The organism is uncultured Alteromonas sp. (genome assembly GCF_963976965.1).
GTDB classification, from domain to species: Bacteria; Pseudomonadota; Gammaproteobacteria; order Enterobacterales; family Alteromonadaceae; genus Alteromonas; species Alteromonas naphthalenivorans.
Genome location: NZ_CAXBMP010000004.1, coordinates 1 through 18814, shown reverse-complemented (window position 1 = coordinate 18814; position 18814 = coordinate 1). Strand labels below are relative to the sequence as shown.

Annotated in this window: 13 protein-coding genes and 1 pseudogene; 6 read left to right on the top strand and 8 right to left on the bottom strand. The window is 44.7% G+C overall.

What is annotated here, in order from left to right:
• Positions 1-65 precede the first annotated feature (65 nt).
• Entirely contained in the window at positions 66-1313 is a 1248-nt protein-coding gene (locus AAC006_RS04430) for a multidrug effflux MFS transporter (RefSeq protein WP_126871505.1), read from the bottom strand.
• Between the two features lie 196 nt (positions 1314-1509).
• Positions 1510-3495 carry a prolyl oligopeptidase family serine peptidase gene (locus AAC006_RS04425; RefSeq protein ID WP_013786750.1) on the bottom strand — a complete coding sequence of 662 codons (1986 nt, stop codon included), beginning with the start codon at positions 3493-3495 and terminating at the stop codon, positions 1510-1512.
• A 330-nt stretch (positions 3496-3825) separates the two neighbouring features.
• Between AAC006_RS04425 and AAC006_RS04420 the strand changes: the two genes are divergently transcribed.
• Both AAC006_RS04420 and AAC006_RS04415 read left to right on the top strand, forming a co-directional pair.
• Positions 3826-5640 carry an autotransporter assembly complex family protein gene (locus AAC006_RS04420; protein WP_339890759.1) on the top strand — a complete coding sequence of 605 codons (1815 nt, stop codon included), beginning with the start codon at positions 3826-3828 and terminating at the stop codon, positions 5638-5640.
• Positions 5637-9536, top strand: a complete 3900-nt coding sequence (locus AAC006_RS04415; RefSeq protein ID WP_339890757.1) for a translocation/assembly module TamB domain-containing protein — start codon at positions 5637-5639, stop codon at positions 9534-9536. The genes AAC006_RS04420 and AAC006_RS04415 overlap by 4 nt, the downstream gene beginning before the upstream one ends.
• Positions 9537-9672: 136 nt before the next feature.
• Here AAC006_RS04415 and AAC006_RS04410 read toward each other — a convergent pair whose 3' ends face one another.
• Together AAC006_RS04410 and AAC006_RS04405 are read right to left on the bottom strand one after the other, a co-directional pair.
• On the bottom strand, positions 9673-10269 hold the full coding sequence (locus tag AAC006_RS04410) for a hypothetical protein (protein ID WP_013786753.1): 597 nt from the start codon (positions 10267-10269) through the stop codon (positions 9673-9675).
• A complete protein-coding gene (locus AAC006_RS04405) occupies positions 10262-10759 on the bottom strand; it encodes a sigma-70 family RNA polymerase sigma factor (RefSeq protein ID WP_041453215.1) in 498 nt (165 codons plus the stop codon). The genes AAC006_RS04410 and AAC006_RS04405 overlap by 8 nt, the downstream gene beginning before the upstream one ends.
• A gap of 249 nt (positions 10760-11008) precedes the next feature.
• On the opposite strand from AAC006_RS04405, the gene AAC006_RS04400 reads away from it, so the two are divergent.
• Positions 11009-11284, top strand: a complete 276-nt coding sequence (locus AAC006_RS04400) for a hypothetical protein (RefSeq protein WP_041453216.1) — start codon at positions 11009-11011, stop codon at positions 11282-11284.
• An 18-nt stretch (positions 11285-11302) separates the two neighbouring features.
• Here the strand turns inward: AAC006_RS04400 and AAC006_RS04395 are convergent, their stop codons facing one another.
• From AAC006_RS04395 to proB, 4 genes are read right to left on the bottom strand one after another with little or no spacing between them, the layout of a single operon-like run.
• A complete protein-coding gene (locus AAC006_RS04395) occupies positions 11303-12205 on the bottom strand; it encodes an EamA family transporter (RefSeq protein WP_208804674.1) in 903 nt (300 codons plus the stop codon).
• A complete protein-coding gene (locus tag AAC006_RS04390; RefSeq protein WP_339890754.1) occupies positions 12202-13248 on the bottom strand; it encodes a D-2-hydroxyacid dehydrogenase in 1047 nt (348 codons plus the stop codon). Before AAC006_RS04390 ends, AAC006_RS04395 begins: the two co-directional genes overlap by 4 nt.
• On the bottom strand, positions 13232-13705 hold the full coding sequence (locus AAC006_RS04385) for a thioesterase family protein (protein ID WP_339890752.1): 474 nt from the start codon (positions 13703-13705) through the stop codon (positions 13232-13234). Before AAC006_RS04385 ends, AAC006_RS04390 begins: the two co-directional genes overlap by 17 nt.
• A gap of 35 nt (positions 13706-13740) precedes the next feature.
• Positions 13741-14838, bottom strand: a complete 1098-nt coding sequence (gene proB, locus AAC006_RS04380) for a glutamate 5-kinase (protein WP_126871511.1) — start codon at positions 14836-14838, stop codon at positions 13741-13743.
• 179 nt (positions 14839-15017) lie between these two features.
• Between proB and AAC006_RS04375 the strand changes: the two are divergent.
• From AAC006_RS04375 to AAC006_RS04365, 3 genes and pseudogenes are all read left to right on the top strand, one after another.
• Positions 15018-17492 (top strand): annotated as a pseudogene (locus AAC006_RS04375) (M1 family metallopeptidase).
• Complete coding sequence (locus AAC006_RS04370; RefSeq protein WP_013786761.1) at positions 17482-18045, top strand: DUF6702 family protein; 564 nt, start codon at positions 17482-17484, stop codon at positions 18043-18045. Before AAC006_RS04375 ends, AAC006_RS04370 begins: the two are co-directional and overlap by 11 nt.
• A 238-nt stretch (positions 18046-18283) precedes the next feature.
• Entirely contained in the window at positions 18284-18556 is a 273-nt protein-coding gene (locus AAC006_RS04365; RefSeq protein WP_126871512.1) for a hypothetical protein, read from the top strand.
• The last annotated feature ends 258 nt before the right edge of the window (positions 18557-18814 follow it).

Below are 18814 nucleotides of genomic sequence, written 5' to 3'. Positions count from 1 at the left end.
TGCTTTATATAAGCCCTCTTGCCCGACCAATTTGGTCGGGCTTTTTTATGCCTGCTTGTTTTTACCTATTCCCCGCATTCGCGAACCCGCTCTGCATATCTCACCGCAAAATAAGCCAATACGAAGAAGACAAAAAAGCCAATGCCTATGGGGTATAGATTACCGTCTAAAAAGCTATCTACGAACAGCGCAATGGGCACAGAAAACAGGCTTGAGAGAGAACCGATTATAGCAGCACCAAGCCCTGCCATATCCCCTAATGGCTGCATAGCAAGTGCGTTTAAGTTACCGAATAAAATACCCACAAAAAAGAAACCAACGAACATGGTAACAACGGTAAGCACAAGTGGCGGTAACCCGTCATAAGCGAGTAATAACCCAAGATAGACAACAGCAAACCCGTTAACCCCTTTAAGGGCAAAGCGACACAAGCGTCGCATGCCGAATTTCATTACCATGGTGCCGTTGAAATAAGATGCTAAACCAATCGAAAATGCCAGCACTGCGAATATATAAGGAAACATATCGCCCACACCGTAATACACCTGAAAAATGGTTTGTGAGGCACTCAAATACGCCAGAAACGAACCAAAAATACCCGCCATTGCGAAGGTGTAACCCATTACCGTTGCATGAGTAAGGATAAATTTTGATGACAAGTAAAACTGCTTAAACGAAAACGGCCTGCGTTTATGCCGCGGCAAAGTCTCGCCTTGACGACTGAAAAACCATGTACCCGCTAAGGTTGCCACTATCAAAAATAGGGTGAATATATGAAACCACCCAAAAAAAGCCATTACTGCTTGGCCCACCATAGGCGCTATCATAGGCACAAGGATGAACACCATCATAATAAATGACATCACCCGTGCCATTGCATCACCCACGTACAAATCGCGAATAATCGCCATAGCGGCAATACGCGGTCCTGAGACACCAAAGGCTTGTATCACACGACCCACCAGCATGGTCTCTAAATTAGTGGCCGACATACACACAAAAGTGCCAATCGCAAAAATAAACAGCCCGATCAAAATGGTAAGCCTTCTACCACGACTATCTGCAAATGGACCGAAGAACATCTGCCCAAAGGCCATTCCCATAAAGAAAACAGTCACAATAAGATGGGTATGGTGCGGCTCGTCTACGTTTAGCGTCTCACCTATTTGCAGTAGTGCAGGCAGCATAGCGTCAATGCTTAACGCCACCAGCGATGTCATGGTAGCCATCAGTGCTACAAATTCAATTAACCCTAAAGGGGGCTTTCCTTGAGGCTGGCCAGCATTAGGCGCGGTCTCGCTTGAATGGGACATAATTTCTCTATTTAACGAAGAAGGGGGTATAAGTTGTGTTGCTCAGGGTGATGATTGCCACGTTAGTGCATCATAATTGCACGCTGAATGGGCAGAAGTGTAACGTAAAGATGAACAAAAAGCCGCCAGTTTCACGCTATTTGGTCGTGGAACTTGGCGGCTCTGGCTTTTTTAAGCGTACAGTGTGAAAAAAGGTTTATTCTTTTTTCAAATACTTATCTAAGAATGCATCCATTTCAGCAAAGAAGCGATGACGATTACCCTGTATAGACAAGTAATGGTCGCCCGATTCTAGTTCGACATATTTAAATGTTTTATCTAAATCTTCTAGTTCGTCAGCCATGTAACGGCTTTGCAGTGGTCTAACGATGCGATCTTCTTCGCCATGAACCAATAAAATAGGCGTTTTTATCCCTTCTGCATTGTAATAAGGAGACCGCGATTCCAAGTCGTCAAAGTCATCACCAATTTGGTCTTTCACCAAGTCTGAATTTACAAACCGTCTGGCGTGTATAACGATATGCTTTAACGAACTCACACCGGCAAAGCTGACTGCACATTGAAACAATTCAGGGGTTTTCACCGCTGCCATTAACGCAGCATAGCCACCATAGCTCGCGCCAACAATACACATATTGTCTTTAGTGGCATAGCCTTGCTCAACCATCCAGTTTGCTGCATCGGTAATGTCATCTTGCATCGACAATCCCCAGCTTTTCATCTGGCTTTGCGCAAAGTCGAAGCCGTAACCCTGAGAACCTCTAAAGTTAGGGCGAAGTACCGCGTAGCCCTTATTGGTAAAGTACGATGTCCAGTAATCGAAACCACTAAAATCTCGCGCACCTGGCCCACCGTGTGGATGAATAATCGTGGGAAACGGCCCATCACCTTTAGGTAAGGTTAAGTAGGCTTCAATTTCCATATCATCACGAGCAGTGTAAGTTATGAGGTTATGCTCGGTTAACATGCCCTCTTCAATTTTAGGGTATTGCTGAAACAAATAGTCCAGAGAACCTTTCTCGCGGTTACCAATAAAGTAAGCACCTGGCATAGTGTCTGACTCGGAGTAAACAATATAGTTGTTTTCATCACGACTGAAACTAACTAACGTATTGCTGTAGTCGGCTAACGCCTGATCTAGCCCATTCTGAAGCGCCACGTAGCGCTCATCCCAGTAATGTCTTCCAAGGTGACGAATACCAATAGCATCGTTGGTAACAGGAGAGTAGATTAGACTACCATCTACGTCATAACCTTCATCTGAGAAAATTTCTGTATGCTCATTGGTCTCAAGGTTAAGCGTAAACAAGGCTTTGTAGTCTCCCTTGTAACCGCGATAATAAAGAATGTTGGGATCAAGACCAAACCCGAGAGGCATTTCACCTTTTTCACTCATGGCATTGTAACTAAACAGGGTACGCCAACTATCATCTTCTTTAAGTAATACGTGGCGCTCACCGCTGTCATAATCTAGCGTGATGCCAACGCGAACATTATGCTGTCGATCAACTACCCAGTCTCTGATACTGCGCTTCCCACGCTCCAATCTTGTAGTGCTGCCAGTATAGACATTCACTTTAAATACAGAGGGAAGGGCGAAAACTTCTACATCGATGGCCATTAAGATGTGTTCAGGGTCATCAGGTAGCCAATCAATCACATTGTCTTGAAATTGGGGGACACGATTAGGGTCTGCCGCTCTTCGTTTCAGTCTTCGCCAATCTAAAAGGTGTTTAGGTTTTTCGCCTTGCGCATCGAAGTTCATAGCGAGTAGACGAGTATCATAAACCCGTGTGTTACCGCGACGACTTTCATAACGAGCACTAACAACTATTCGCTCATCGTTAACCCACCGGTACCAATTAATCTTAACTTTTTCATTATCGGAATGAAGAAGATAGTGAATTTTACCTGTAGTAAGGTCAAAGGTTGCTAACACCGATAGTTCGTCAGGTTCATTAACGTTTTTCACAAACGCAATTTTATCGCCTTTGGGCGACAGCGCAGGAGTTCGGTAAGCGGGTAGGGCACTAAATACGGTGTAAGGAAGAGGCGGTGAAACAGTTTCTGCTGGCTCGGCGGTATTTTCGTCACTTAGTGCACAAGCGCTGACTAAGCTGAATAAAAATAGAACCACTAAAGAGGTAACTGAGTGAATACACGAGAACAAACGACAGCGCATATATTTTCCTTTGCTTATTAATAAACCCTTATCGAACTATTCATCCTGTGATTAGCTCGAAGACCACTATACAACATTTTATAATTTAAAAAGAAAGTTCAATTGTAATAATTGGTTACATTCAGACAAAACACTACACTAAAAAGTGCTTAACATTAACATGTACTTTAGTTGTGCTTTTTTACTCAATACACAGTATACAAAGGGGTATGGTATTATCGGCATTGTCGATGCTGTGTTGCTTATCTCGTATCATATTAGCGCCCCCTTTTTCGTAAAGGCTGAAACCGCGCCGTCTCTTTTTTTTGCTACAAGGAATCGCATTTTTCAATGCCACTGTGCTTTATATCTTCTTTAAAAACGCTGCTAACGGGTATTAAAGCCCGGCGCAACCAAGGGTACGCTCTTCGATTTTTATCGCTGTGCCTATTGGTAATTTTTATCGCCTCTGCTCATGCAGTTACCTATAAAATCAATGGGGTAAAGCAAGACAAGCTTAAAGATAATATTCGCCTGCACTTGAACAATTTAGATGTAGAAACTGAGCTATTGAATGACCCATTCTGGCAAGATGAAGTTATCGCTACAGTAGCCACCGCTGTGCAGCCCTTTGGCTATTACAATAGCAATGCAACGGTAGAAGTCACTAAGGACGATGAGGTCGTTGTAACCGTTTCACTTAGCGACCCTCTTCTTGTATCAAAGGTCACTCGAGAAATTATTGGTGTAGGCCGAGAAGATAGCGACTTTAGAAGCCGTTTTAATGCGTTTTCACTTAAAGAAGGAGATGTACTTGATCAGCCCGTTTACGAGTCGTTTAAGTCATCGATGTTCAATTATGCCCTATCTCATGGTTACTTTGATTTCTATTGGCAGGCCACGCGGTTAGATTTAGTTAGAGAAGAAAAAGAAGCTAATATTCTGCTCATAGCCCAAAGTGGCTCTCGTTATAACTTTGGTAAATTGAAATTTATTGGGGAAGACAAAGCAAAAGCGATTATTAAACGACTAACTCCGTTTGAAGAAGGTGAGCCTTATTCTTCAGCAAAATTGTCTGACTTCAACCGTTCGTTAAATCAATCAGGGTATTTCAACCGTGTTATTGCACGGCCTGTAGTAAGTGACGCTGAGGGACTAAATGTCCCTATTGAAGTTTCGCTATCACATCGCCCCCGAGATGCGTTTGATGTCTCTATTGGTGCTGCTACCGATACCGGCCCTAGAGTCACTTTAGGCTGGGAGCGCCCATGGGTAAATGATCGCGGTCATTCGATTTCCTCCGATATTTTTATCTCTCAACCTGAGCAATCGGTTACGGCAGACTATCGCATTCCGATGCAGAACATCACTAAAGATTACGTTAGCTTTGAAGCCGGCTATCAATTTATTGAATACAGCAATACCTCGATTGAAAGTGAAACTTTATCACTTGCGGCTCACCGATATTTTCAAGAAGAGCATTCGCCTTGGCAACACGATGGCTCTATTACCTATTTACGAGAAACCTACGATCAAGGTGACACTGACGACACCACAACCTCACTGATACTGCCGGGCTACTCTATTACCTATATCACCAAAGATAACGACCTTAATATTAACAACGGCAATTATTTTCAGTTTTTGACCCAAGTAGGGCGAGATAATCTTGGCTCTGACATCAATATCGTAAAATCTGTAATGGAAGGCATGGTCATTCGTACCTTTTCCGACGTACATCGGTTTTCTATTCGCGGCGAACTTGGTGCAATTAAAACCAATGACTTTTCGCAAGTTCCGACATCACTACGGTTTTATGCCGGTGGTGACCAAAGCATTCGCGGCTTTGACTACCGAGAAATATCTCCCACTGAAGACGTTATCGACCCTGAAACGGGTGAAACAGTAAATGATGCTATTGGTGGAAAATACTTAGCCACTGCTAGCGTGGAATATGCCTATCGCATTGCGCCAAATTGGCGTATTGCGGCCTTTACTGATGCGGGTACGGCAACTAATGATTTAGATACCACATTAACTTACAGCGTGGGATCCGGTTTTCACTGGCTGTCTCCCATAGGCCCTGTTCGCGTTTACGTGGCTCGCGGCTTTGCACCAGATGAAAAAACATGGCAGCTGCACCTTCTGCTGGGGCCTGAGCTATGAGAAAGCGCACGATTTCAACTATTTTACTAACACCTGTGCTTATCGTGGTGTTTGTTTACGGTTTATTAATTAGCCCATTAGGTGGGCCAACCATTCGCCTTGTTGCCAATAACCTAGTGAGTGGGCTAAGTATTGAAAGCATTGAGGGCGGCCTAGCTGACAACCTAACTATTACAAACGTTGAGTGGGAAAATGCGCAGTGGCGGGTAAACACAGATTATGCGTACCTTGATGTCACGTGGCGCTGTATTTTTGAACCTAGAGTCTGCGTAAATGAAGTTAACGCCAACGATATTGTTGTTGAGCAGTTAAGCGCTGCGCCTGAAACTGAATCAACCGAAGAAACGGGAAGTTTTACGCTGCCTTTACCTGTAGAGGTCAACCAAGCCAAGGTTGAGCGCTTTACGCTAAAAATGCTGGCGCAGACGGTTGAATTAGGAAAATTAAGCTTAGATGATTTCTTGGGTAACGAGACGCTCGCGATTTCATCGTTATCACTTGAAGATTTGGCCGTAACGCTCCACCAAACCGAAGCGTCCACTCAAGCTACAGCTTCTTCGACTAACGCGAACAAGGATGATGCTGCTTCTGAAAGTAGCACTGACAATAGTGCCACGAACAAGTCACTGCCAAAGTCCTATTCGCTATCGTACACCGCCCCAGAACTGCCGACGATTTCATCGCCTATTCCAATAAGTATTGATGAGTTTTCATTGGCCAATGGCACATTAAATCAAGGCGATTCAGCCCAAACCTTATCGGTATTTGCCTTTGAGGATTTTGAATTTGCGAATGCCAGTGTGTCCTTGGCCAATTTGAATGTGGAACACCCTCAAGGAACACTCATTGGCGACATTGCCATCACCCTAGATGGTGCCTATCCGTTGTCAGTTTCACTGAACGGTAGCGGTATAATAAGCGACAGCCAGCAGCAAGTAGACTTTCAAGCATCAGGGTCGTTAGCAGAGCTTGAAGCTGACCTTAAAACTGAAGGGGCGATGAATGCAAAAGTGAATTTGTCAGCCGATGTACTTAGCGACAACCTGCCCATTTCATTTAGCGCAACATGGAAAGAACAACCCCTACCCACTATGGAATCCGGCACCTTGCACGATGGCGCGCTAACCCTTAATGGCACCATGGGCGACTACCTATTAGATGGCAGCGCAGCAGCTACCATACCTGATATCGGCAAGGTGCCTGTGGCGCTAAATGTGGTGCTAAAAGAACACAATATCTACGTGAACGAAGCCAAAATTGAAGCATTGGAAGGCAGTATTAGTAATACCGGTACATTGTATTTAGATGAGGCTATTTCTTGGGAAGGAAACACCACCTTTACCAATGTCTCAGGGGTTCAGTTTTCCAAGTACGCGCCAGAGCAATTAGAGGGCGGTTTTACCAGTGTGATGCAGTACACAGAAAAAGGCCCCCAAGTCAGTATTCGGGAATTAGATCTTAAAGGCATCTTGCAAAACAAACCCTTCTCGGTGGCAGGATCTTTTGTGTACTCAGGTCCAAGCGATTTATTGGTTGCCTCTTTGGCCGTTGAACAAGCCGAAAATAAAATTAATGTGGTAGGTCAACTACTTAATAAACGTTACGTTAATGCTGATATCGGCCTTGATGTAGCTGCCATTGCCGACCTTTACCCTGAAGTAGCTGGGGCCATATCTGGCAATATAAAAGCTACAGGCCCGTGGATTAACCCCGTTGCCAAAGGCGCAATTAATTTTTCAAATCTTGCGGTGTCGCCTTCACTTTCAAATGCGGCAGCCCAACAAGGCGAATTCAACGGCAAGCTTATCATTGACGGCTCATACACAAATCATAAGGCCGACCTAGATGTAACCTTACCGGAGCATAGTGTTGCCCTAAGCGTTGCAGGAAAATGGCAAGACAACACTTGGTCAGGCCAGGTAGAGCAGAGCAAACTGAAGCTGGCAAACATGCAATGGGCGCTTTCTTCTCCTTTTACTCTAAATCTTGGCACCGCCCCCTTTAGCGCAAGCGTGGGCGAACACTGCTGGCACTCTAGGGAAGAAGGCGAGCTTTGCATCACCAGCTTGAACTACCAAGAGAATAAAGCGAAATGGAATGTATGGGCCAAAGCATTACCTGTAGGGTTATGGGCCCACGAACTTGCGCCGGATATGGTTGCGGCAGCCGCACCGGCAACCTTGTCGGTGAAAAGCCAAGGGCAATATTCTCAAGCCGACCCTATCGATGCCACTTTTACGGCCTCTTTATCGCCTGCCACGTGGCAGTTAGGAAAAGAGCGACCACTAGCAATAACGATTAATTCTGTGGAAACAACCGGTACTTTTAAGCAAGGAGAACTTAAGTCTCAGTCGCTTATTGCCAGTGAAGACTTAGGCAATGCGACCCTAAATGTAAATACGTCTCCCTTTGAAACCCGCAAACCTATAAGCGGTAATCTTGAGGTTGTTAATATAGACGTAGCACCGCTTAAACCACTGTCTCCTGCCATTCGTACACTTACGGGTGTTATGAATGGAAATATCACCTTGGCAGGGTTTGTAGATTCGCCCGAACTATCCGGAAAACTACAAATAGAAAACGGCGCCATTGATATTCAGGACACACCGGTATCATTAGAAAACTGGAGCCAATCAATTACGTTAAACGGCCAACAAGCCAACTTCGACGGCACATTTTTACTGGGCGGTGGTAAGGGGGCGCTAAACGGCGATCTAGATTGGTCTGATGTACCAAGCGCGAACATTAATTTGAAAGGTGACAAATTTGAGGTGCGCCAACCAAACATGCGTTTACGGATATCGCCAGATTTGAAAGTAGCGGCAACTGCCGACAAGGTTGATGTAACAGGCAGTGTAAATATACCGTGGGCGCGTATTGAAGTTGAATCATTACCTGAAAGCGCGGTGTCACCGTCTAAAGATGTTCACCTTCGCGGCGAACCCCCAAAAGAAGAGCCCCTTGATATTGTACATGCGTCTGTGATGGTCAATATCGACAAGGCTAAAACCGGTGAGGTTAAGCTTGAAGCATTTGGTTTAACCGCGAGCTTACACGGTGGTGTAAAAGTGAATAACCAACCCGCCTTGGTGGGCTTTGGTGATTTGCAAATACTTAACGGCCGTTATAGCGCCTATGGGCAGCAGCTTGTTATTCAAACGGGTGAAGTGCAGTTTAATGGTCCTATCGATCAACCTATGCTGCTGATTGAAGCCATTCGCGACCCAGATAAAACTGACGATGATGTAATTGCCGGTATTAGGATAGACGGGGCAGCCGATTCTCCCAGCATTAATTTATTCTCTGAACCCGCCATGGATCAGCAAAACGTACTTTCGTACCTACTTACAGGGTCGGGGCCTGACGCTGAAAGCGAAGATCCTAACTACGCTGCATTACTGGTAGGTTTTGGGCTTTCAAATACTAAAACCCTAACCGGTCAAGTAGGCAATGCCTTGGGTATTGATGATTTCAGCTTAAGTACTAACGAGAACAAACTGTCAGTAACCGGCCAGATTAATGACAGATTAACGGCTGAATATAATGTGGATGTGGGATTGAGTAATAATGATTCCAGCAGCACTTTGCGTCGTAGGCAAGACCCACCCGATTTAGCCTTGCGATACCGTTTATTGCCTCGTTTATTTTTAGAAGCGGTACAAACCACCATTGAAGATCAGTCTGAATTCGCCTTAGATTTATACTATGAATTCTTCTTAGGTGAAGAAAAAGATAATGATGAAGGTGATAGTGAAAATGAAGGGGACGGGGACGGGGACGGGGACGGGGCAGGGGACGGGAACGACGCAAACAATGCAAACGATGCAAGCAGCGATGCCATTAACGGCGAAGCTGCCACCCCAAAAGCCGCGAATAGCGATACATTAGGTAACTAATATTGACGAGGGCGGCAGGCTCAGCCCAGTATTACTCATCAATAGCGTGCGCCACGCCTTAACTGAATAAGAAAATGGCTATCGTTATTAATGGACTTTGTTGGTTGGCATCCATTCAATAAGCTTTCACGAAAGGCTAGTCACCATCACTCATATCATTTAATGCCGTTAATTTTTTTTCAAATTGCTTTTGTCTACGATGGGCCCAAACATACCACACCGCCATTATGCCGGCGGTGACTGCCGTTACCAATAGCACTACCCCATACTCCCTTTCTTCAGCCGCCTTAGCCAAGGTGAAGATGGTATTAAACGCAATAACAATAAGTACGGCTAACCATGCAGAGTGTTTGTTGATAAAAGCAATACGCGCATTGTTTTTAAACTGCTTTTTCAATTGTTGTACATGATTGCTAGTTTGCGCATTACTGCCAAACGCAGCTACTCTTCTAAGCCAAAGCTGATAGCCTAGCAATGGTAAAATGAAAACAATGAGGCCAATATTGAGTATGCGAACCAATGGAGGAAATTCATTCCAGTAATCTATAAACATCCATGCCATCGGGATAAGTGAGAGACAATCTACCATTATGTAAAGACGCTGCTTTCTTGTTTGGCTTTTAAAGGTTTTTTTTACCTCATCCACATCTACATTCGAGACGGGTTGGGCTTGCCATAGCGCGCTGAGGTCGTTGTCACGGCTATTATCAGTGCTTTTGTTATTATCATTCATCAGAGTTTCCTTCCAATACACTTGCTTTAGCACGCTTTAAAATAACCCCTACATGAGATTTAGTGAGGCCGCAAATATCCGCAATCTCATCGTAAGATAAGCCTTCTAAAGAAAGGGTAAGTACTTGGCGTGGCTGTACCGCGAGAGCGCGTACTTTAACGAGTAATCGCGATAGCGATTGTTGCTGGCTGGTGGCCGTTTCAGGGGAAATTTGCGACGATTGCTCAACAACAACGTCATCATTGTATTCATCGGTATCGATGCGCTTCACCTGATTGGCCACGTGAGTAACGGCGCGGTTATGGGCTATTTTTAAAATATAAGTTTTTACACTGCTATCGCCTTTGAAACGAGTAAGCCCCTGCCACACAGCTATGGCTATTTCTTGTAGCAACTCTTGCTGTAGCGCATGGTTAGCCTCGTAACTGTTTGCGACACGGCTTAATAGACTGCCGTACTGCGCAAACACATCTTCAAATCCTTGCCCCAATCTCTCGTCCTCAGTATTTCTTATTATTAACTGCGCTGCATTGCCAACTATGACGGTAAAAGCCACTCATTTACTTTTCTTACATGCATGTGATGATAGAAATCATTCGTGCTTATTTTGTGTAGTCTTTGGCTTTCGAAAAAAATTACATCTATCTGTAATTTTTTTCGAAAGCCAAAGACTAGTAATGGTGAAGAGGGTGATGAAAACACCTTCATCGGTTACGACACCTTTACCTCGGAGCACACTATGTCTACGCTAAGCATTTTTTTACTTATTGGTTTTATTGCCACTATTGCCCTTGCCGCAAGTTACTTAGATGCCAAGTTTCAATGGCGCCTCAACGACTGGATGAACGGCACCTGTAGCAATCCTTTCATTGCTAGCAAAGCGACACAGCAACAACAGCTTATTGCAAAAAAAGATAAGCAAATTGAGGCCTTGATTGAACGGGTAGAAACACTTGAAGCTATAGTGACCGAGCCCGCATACGAGCTTAATCAAAAAATTAATGCGCTAAAGTAAACGCTAGCTACTTCATACTTAGCTACTTAGGGGTGGTCGACGCATAAAAATGGGCACTTTACCCATAGCTATGGCGTTGCCCACCAGCACCACTACTACGCCAAGTACAGACAGCCAGCTCCACGTATAACCTTCAAAAAAAGTGGAGATAACAAGCGCCACAATGGGGTAAACCAGTACCACATAAGCGGCTTTGTCTGCGCCTATTTGCTTTAGTAGCTTCATGTAAGAGCCAAACGCCAGCACCGAACCGAAAATAGCCAAATAAAGCAACGAAATATAGAACTCAGGGGCAGTAGGAATGACCAAGGTGTCGTTTGTGAACCACGCGGTAACATAGAGTATCACCATGGCATAGCTCATGGCGTAAAAATTCATTTGAATAACCGGTGTGCCCGAGGTGAGGATCCGCTCTGATATCACGTTACCAATTGATGCACTAAAAAAAGAAACAAATGCAATAGAAAGGCCCGCCGCTAACGCAGCGTCCATCGATACTTTTGAAAACTCGGGCACAAACAAGCAAATAATACCCGCAAGCCCAAACGTAGCGCCCACCACCACTTCCAATCTAATAGGCTGCTTTAACCACCATCGTCGAAGAACCACATTAAAGTAAATAATGCTGGAACTCATAAGGGCGAGTAACGCGCTGATAATATGCGCCTGCGCCATATATAGCAGGGTATAGTTGAGGCAATATAGGAAGAAGCCTACTCCGGCCATTTTAATGTGAATGTGTAGCGGTAACTTAAACGGCAAGCCGCGCACCATACAAAATAGCCCTAAACACAGTGCAGCTAACGTATAGCGCCATGCTACGGCCAGGGTTTCAGCGGTATGCCCTATCTGATACGTAATGGCTATCCAGGTTGAACCCCAAATGAGTGTACAAATGGCAAACAGCACGCCATTGCTCATGGGTGAGCATCTATAAACTGAATTAGATGGTTTATAGCCATGTTAAACAGCCGCTGACGAGACTCATTCGCCATCCACGCCGTATGGGGGGTAACAATAAGATTGGGGATAGTACCGGTTAGCAATGGATGATCGGCTGGGGGAGGCTCTTGGGATATAACATCAACCGCCGCGCCGCCTATTTTCCCGCATTGTAGCGCAGACACCAGTGCGTCTTCATCAATTAGCCCACCTCTGGCGGTATTAATAAGAAAACTGGTAGGTTGCATCAACGACAACCGGGTTTCGTTAAAAAGGTGATAATTATCGTCTGTTAGTGGGCAATGCAGGCTAACCACATCGGCGCTAGGTAATAATGATTCTAATGAAGGTCGAATGTCTCGCTTATTATCATAAAGCTCTTCTGTAGAAAGCCCCCCTGGCCGCGCTGCAATACTCACCTTCATACCCATTGCGATAAATAGCGCTTCAACTCGCTTTCCCAACTCTCCATGACCTACTATAACCGCGTGCTTTCCAGCAAGCTCCACAATGGGGTGCTCGGTTAAGCAAAAGTGCGGCGATGTAGTCCATTTACCTTGGTTTACATCGTTATGGTACTGAGGAAACGCTGTGGCCAAATTAAGCAGCAACATTAAAGTATGCTGGGCCACACTGTCGGTGCCATAACCTTCCACATTTTGCACGGTAATATTGTGCGTTTGGCAGTAATTAGTATCTACATTGTTAGTACCTGTGGCCATTACACCCACATACTTTAGCGACTTGGCGTGTTGTAGCGCCTCGCTATCTAATACTACCTTGTTGGTAAGTACGATATCGGCTTTCGCTATTCTGGCAACGACCTCTTCTGGAAGGGTGTTGTCATAGCAAGTTAGCTCAACATTTACGTTATTAAGCAATGACGTATCTATTGAGTCAGAGTTCAGTAAATCTGCACTAAACGTTTCAGCATCGAGAAAAACCCCTGTTAGCTTGTTCTGAGTAAGGTTTTTCGTGCTTTTAGTGCCTGCTTGGGCCGCTTGACTATTGGTCACCGGCATTTCCTTGATTGTCTGCCTCGCCGATAGACTCGCAAATAGACTCAAGGGCAGTTTTTATATTAACAGGTATAGGCACCGCTTTGTCAGACAGTCTATCAACAAATACATGTACAAACTGACCGTGCGCCACGCAGCGTTTAGCCTCACCAGCATAAACCGACAAACCGTATGTCACTGAACTTCTACCTAACTTTATCACCCTTAACCCAACATAAATCGTTTCTGGATAAGCGGCTGGCGTAATATATTGGCACTGGCTACTGACTACATAAGCCACCGCGCTGCTTTCTTGAATATTAAGGCCGCCCTCGTCAATTAAAAAGCGATTTACGGCGGTATCAAAAAAGCTGTAATACATCACATTGTTAATGTGGCCATAAACGTCGTTGTCTTGCCAGCGAGTGGCAATTTCAAGGTGATAAGGGTAATCGTTGAGCGATGGTGTAATGTCTGTCATGCGTGGCGTTATCCCAAAAGTTAAAAATGTGGAAACTAAAGCAATACCAAGTCGTCGCGATGTACAACTACGTCGGTCGTTTCATAACCTAACACATCCGCAATATGCTGCGACTTTTTCCCTTTTATAAGCATTAAGTCTCGGGCGTTATAAAGGGCTAAGCCCTTTGCAATAACTTGTTTTTCAAAGCAAATATCTACCGCTTCCCCTTGGTTAAAATTACCTTCTATGCTCGTTATCCCTGAAGGTAACAGTGACGCCCCGCGGTCAACCAAAGCAGCTTTCGCACCTTCATCGACATGAATACGGCCACACGTTTTAAGCGTATGCGTTAACCACAGACGTCGTGCTTTTTTAGGGGAATTACTGGCGTGAAATAAGGTACCAGGAATAGAGCCGTTTAGCATGGCATCGAAAGACGCCCCTTTTCTACCGTTCACAATAATGGTTTGAATACCGCTACTGGTGCACTTATCAGCCGCTTCAATTTTCGTTCGCATACCGCCAGTACCTACTGAGGTGCCAGCACCGCCCGCCAACTTATAAATCGACTCGTCAATATTGTGTACTTCACTGATTAACGTGGCGTCTGGATCTTTACGAGGGTCGGCCGTGTACAAGCCGTCAATATCTGAGCAAATAATCAGCGTATCGGCTTGAGCGACTAGCGCGGTATATGCACCAAGGTTATCGTTATCACCTACTTTCAGCTCGTTTACAGCGACGGTATCGTTCTCATTAACAATGGGAAGCGCATTATGGTTTAGCAGCTCTCTAAGGGTGTTTTTGATATTTACATAGCGAGTGCGGTCGCGAAGATCGTCGGCAGTAAGTAAAACCTGCGCACAAGGAAAATCGAAAAAGCGTTGCCAATTTGCCATCATTTGGGTTTGACCAATGGCAGCCATGGCTTGCTTTTCAGCAATAGACGCATTGTGACGAATCTTCACTTTGCTTCGCCCTGCTGCCACGCTGCCCGAGGAAACCAAAATAATTTCTTTGCCAGATTCACGGCTTATCGTGATAAAGCGCGCCAGTGCTAACAAAAATCGGGCGCTACACTCATCGCCATTTGGCGCAATAAGGGCGCTACCTACTTTAATTACGGCACGCTGCCAATTGAGACGGTTCATAAGAAGATGATGCAAGAAAACAGGGGGTTAAGAATACGACACTTCGCTTTTTAAACAAACGTTATGTTACAGTTTTTTGCGTTAAAATAGGGTGAGTTTACGCCCAAAAACTGGGATAAAAGCAAAAGGGCTTATATACTAGTTCGCTTATTTTATTATAAAAATAACTGGGAAACTCCATGAATAAGCACCAACGACATCTTTTCTGGCTTGCGCCAGTGCTGTCTATGCTGATTTACCTTCCATTCGCCAACGCAGCAATAAATCAAACTAAAGGCGATTTTGAAGATAAGTTCCGTCAGCTAGACGAATCTCTTCCTACCCCCAATGTATATCGAAATGCAGCGGGTGAGCCAGGTCATCAATACTGGCAACAACAAGTAGACTACAAAATTGACGTTAAGCTGATTGAAGATACGCGCCGTATTGAAGCCAGTGAAACCATTACCTATCACAACAATGCACCAGATACGTTGAAGTATTTATGGATCCAATTGGATCAGAATAAATTCCGCGACGATTCTATGTCTGCCCTTACCACCACTTTTGGTGGCATTGGCAATCGTGGACCTGCTACAAAAACAGCCAGTGGCAGTAAACCTGCACAACTGAGCATGGCCGCACTTCGCCGCCAACAGTTTGTTGACGATAACGAATTGGGTTACACCATTTCACGAGTTCAAGACAGTGCAGGTAACGATTTACACCACGTTATCGTTGGTACGCTAATGCGTGTAGATTTAGCGCAACCTCTTCAACCTAAGAACAACGTTACTTTCGATATCGATTTTGCGTTTAACATTGTTGAAGAAGATGCCGTTTCTGCTCGAGCGGGTTACGAACACTTCCCAGATGACGAACGTGAAGGCGGTAACGATATTTTCTTACTTGCCCAATGGTTTCCTCGCCTAGCGGCTTACACCGATTACGAAGCATGGACAAACAAAGAGTTTATTGGCCGTGGTGAGTTCACGTTATAATTCGGTAACTACGAAGTTGATATTACAGTTCCGGCCGATCATATCGTCTCTTCTACCGGTGAATTACAAAACGCGGACGACGTGCTAACCAGCACGCAGCGTAAACGTTTAAAAGAAGCTAAAGATGCTGACCGTATTGTATTCGTGGTTACTGCTGAAGAAGCGCTAGAGAACGAAAAAGCTGGCACTAATAAGCAAAAAACATGGCGTTTTAAAGCCGACAACGTGCGTGATTTCGCATGGGCTTCGTCACGTAAATTTATGTGGGATGCGCGTGGCTACCACCAAGGTGGCGACACTCAGCCATTAGTCATGGCGATGTCTTTCTACCCGAAAGAAGGTGGCGAGCTTTGGGAAAAGTACTCTACTGAATCTATCATCCATACTATGGATGTTTATAGCCGCTTTAGCTTTGATTATCCGTACCCTGTTGCCCAGTCAGTAAATGGACCTGTTGGCGGCATGGAATACCCAATGATTACCTTCAACGGTCCACGTACCGAGCTTCGCGACGATGGCTCTCGTACTTATTCTTTGGCTGAAAAACGCTTTTTGATTGGCGTAGTTATTCATGAAGTGGGTCACATCTACTTCCCAATGACGGTTAACTCTGATGAGCGCCAGTGGACATGGATGGATGAAGGCTTAAACAGTTTTCTAGACGGTGTTGCAGGACGCGAATGGGATCCAACTATTCCGTGGGGCGTTGAGCCGCGTGATATTGTTAGCTACATGAAGTCTGAAACCCAAGTGCCAATTATGACCCAGTCTGATTCAGTACTTAGGTTAGGCCCCAACGCTTACACCAAGCCAGCCGTTGCTCTAAACATATTACGTGAAACTATTCTTGGCCGTGATTTGTTCGATTTCGCCTTTAAAGAGTATGCACAACGTTGGATGTTCAAGCGCCCTACACCTTCTGATTTTTTCCGTACTATGGAAGAAGCTTCTGGTGTTGATTTAGATTGGTTCTGGCGCGGTTGGTTTTACACTACCGATCACGTTGATATCAGCCTAGATAGCGTTTACAAGCTTCGTTTGAACACTGAAGATCCTGATATTGATTTCGCCCGTGAGCGTGAAGCCGAACTTGATAAACCTAAATCACTTACCGATATTCGCAACAAAGAAGAAGGGAAAGAACTTTGGGTAGACCGTTTCGAAGATATCAAAGATTTCTATGACGAAAACGACCGTTACACGGTAACTAACAAAGAGCGCAACAAGTACCGTAGTTTCTTGAAGAAACTTGAGCCTTGGGAACGTAAAGCGTTTGAACGTGCGGTACGTGAGGACAAAAACTACTACGTGCTCGACTTTAGCAACAAGGGCGGCTTGGTTATGCCGATTATTCTTGAGCTAGCATTCGAAGACGGCACTACAGAAGAGATGCGTATTCCTGCTGAAATTTGGCGTCGTACACCGAAAGCGGTAAGCAAGCTAATTGTCACTGAAAAAGGCAAAGAGCTAGTGAGCGTAACGGTTGACCCACATTGGGAAACCGCAGACGTAGATGTTGAAAACAACCACTATCCGCGTCAAATTATTCCATCACGTATTGAAGCGTACAAGTCTAAGCCTCGTAACACTTACGAGTATCGCGATCTTATGAACGATGTAAAAACCGAGCTAAAGACCGACGATGACGATGACGAAGACGAAGATGACAACTAAGGTTATGCCTTTTAAGTTATCTGCTAAAAACCACAAGCAGAGCCTAACGGCGCTGCTTGTGGCTGTTTTTTTATGTACCGGTTTATTCAGTACTTGGGCTAACGCGCACCAAGTTAAAGCCGCTATCACAACAGTGTTGTTCAACCCTAGAACGCAAAACATTGAAGTAATGCACCGCTTTAATCTGCACGATGCCGAACATGCTGTAAAAGTGCTGTTTGATAAGCACGCCGATATTATGGAAGAAGAGAAAACCCAACAAGCCTTCGCTGATTACGTGAGCAACCATTTTGCGTTGTTAAACGGTGAGGAAAAGTCATTAGATTTAGGTTTGGTCGGTTTTGAGTTGGATGGTAATCACTTTTGGGTGTACCAAGAAACCGCTCAACCGCCAGAATTAGATGGTTTGATGATTCGTCACGATGCCTTACGTGATTTGTGGCCAACACAAGTAAATACGTTAAACGTAGAAGGTAATGGGCCTTTAAAAACCCTGACCTTCACCGACAACGTTACCTTGCTTGAAGTGGAATTTGCTAGCGACCATCATTAAGCCGCTTGTGATATTACACATATCTATTCGCTTCAAAAGCCTCATTAAAAAGCACTGCCACTTCGCAGTGCTTTTTTATATCCCCCTGAAGTCTTATTCCCATTTGCGTTAATCTCGCCTAAGTTAACCTAATACCCTGTTTATAGAACAATCGGTTTATATCAATAAATGAATATCGATTTTTACGAAAAAGGGACAAGTAAGGGCATGCTTTTAACTCACACCATGGGGACTTTCCATGAGCGATAATACAACCACCAATGCGTTTTCCAATAACAAAAATATTATGTGGGTGCTACTTAGCGGCGCCATGGCACTTACCTTCATTGTTATGATGTTTTTACCTAACAGCGGCACGGGTGAGGGCATGATAGCGGTATATTCAGCCATGCTATGGTGTGGCATATTTGGCGCGGCACTATTTCGCTATATGACAAAAAATGGCTGGGTAGGGTTCGCAATAGGCAGCGTAGTTGGCCTTATACTACAAATGTTAGCTCAGATAGTCTAAACACTGATAGTGCGAGCACCGACAATACGACAAATAGTTTCGAACACCTTAATGCAGCACTATTTAGCTAAGCAATATACGAAAAATTAAGAAGTAATCGACCAACGACACTTTAGCGTATAAGTACTAATATAATTTGGTTCTCGTAGGTTGGACCTCACAGGTTGGGCCTCACAGGTTGAACTTCATAAAATGAGGCTGCCCGCGTTTCATAAAAGATTAAAGGCTTCCAAGGTTACTTCATGGCAAAAAATACCG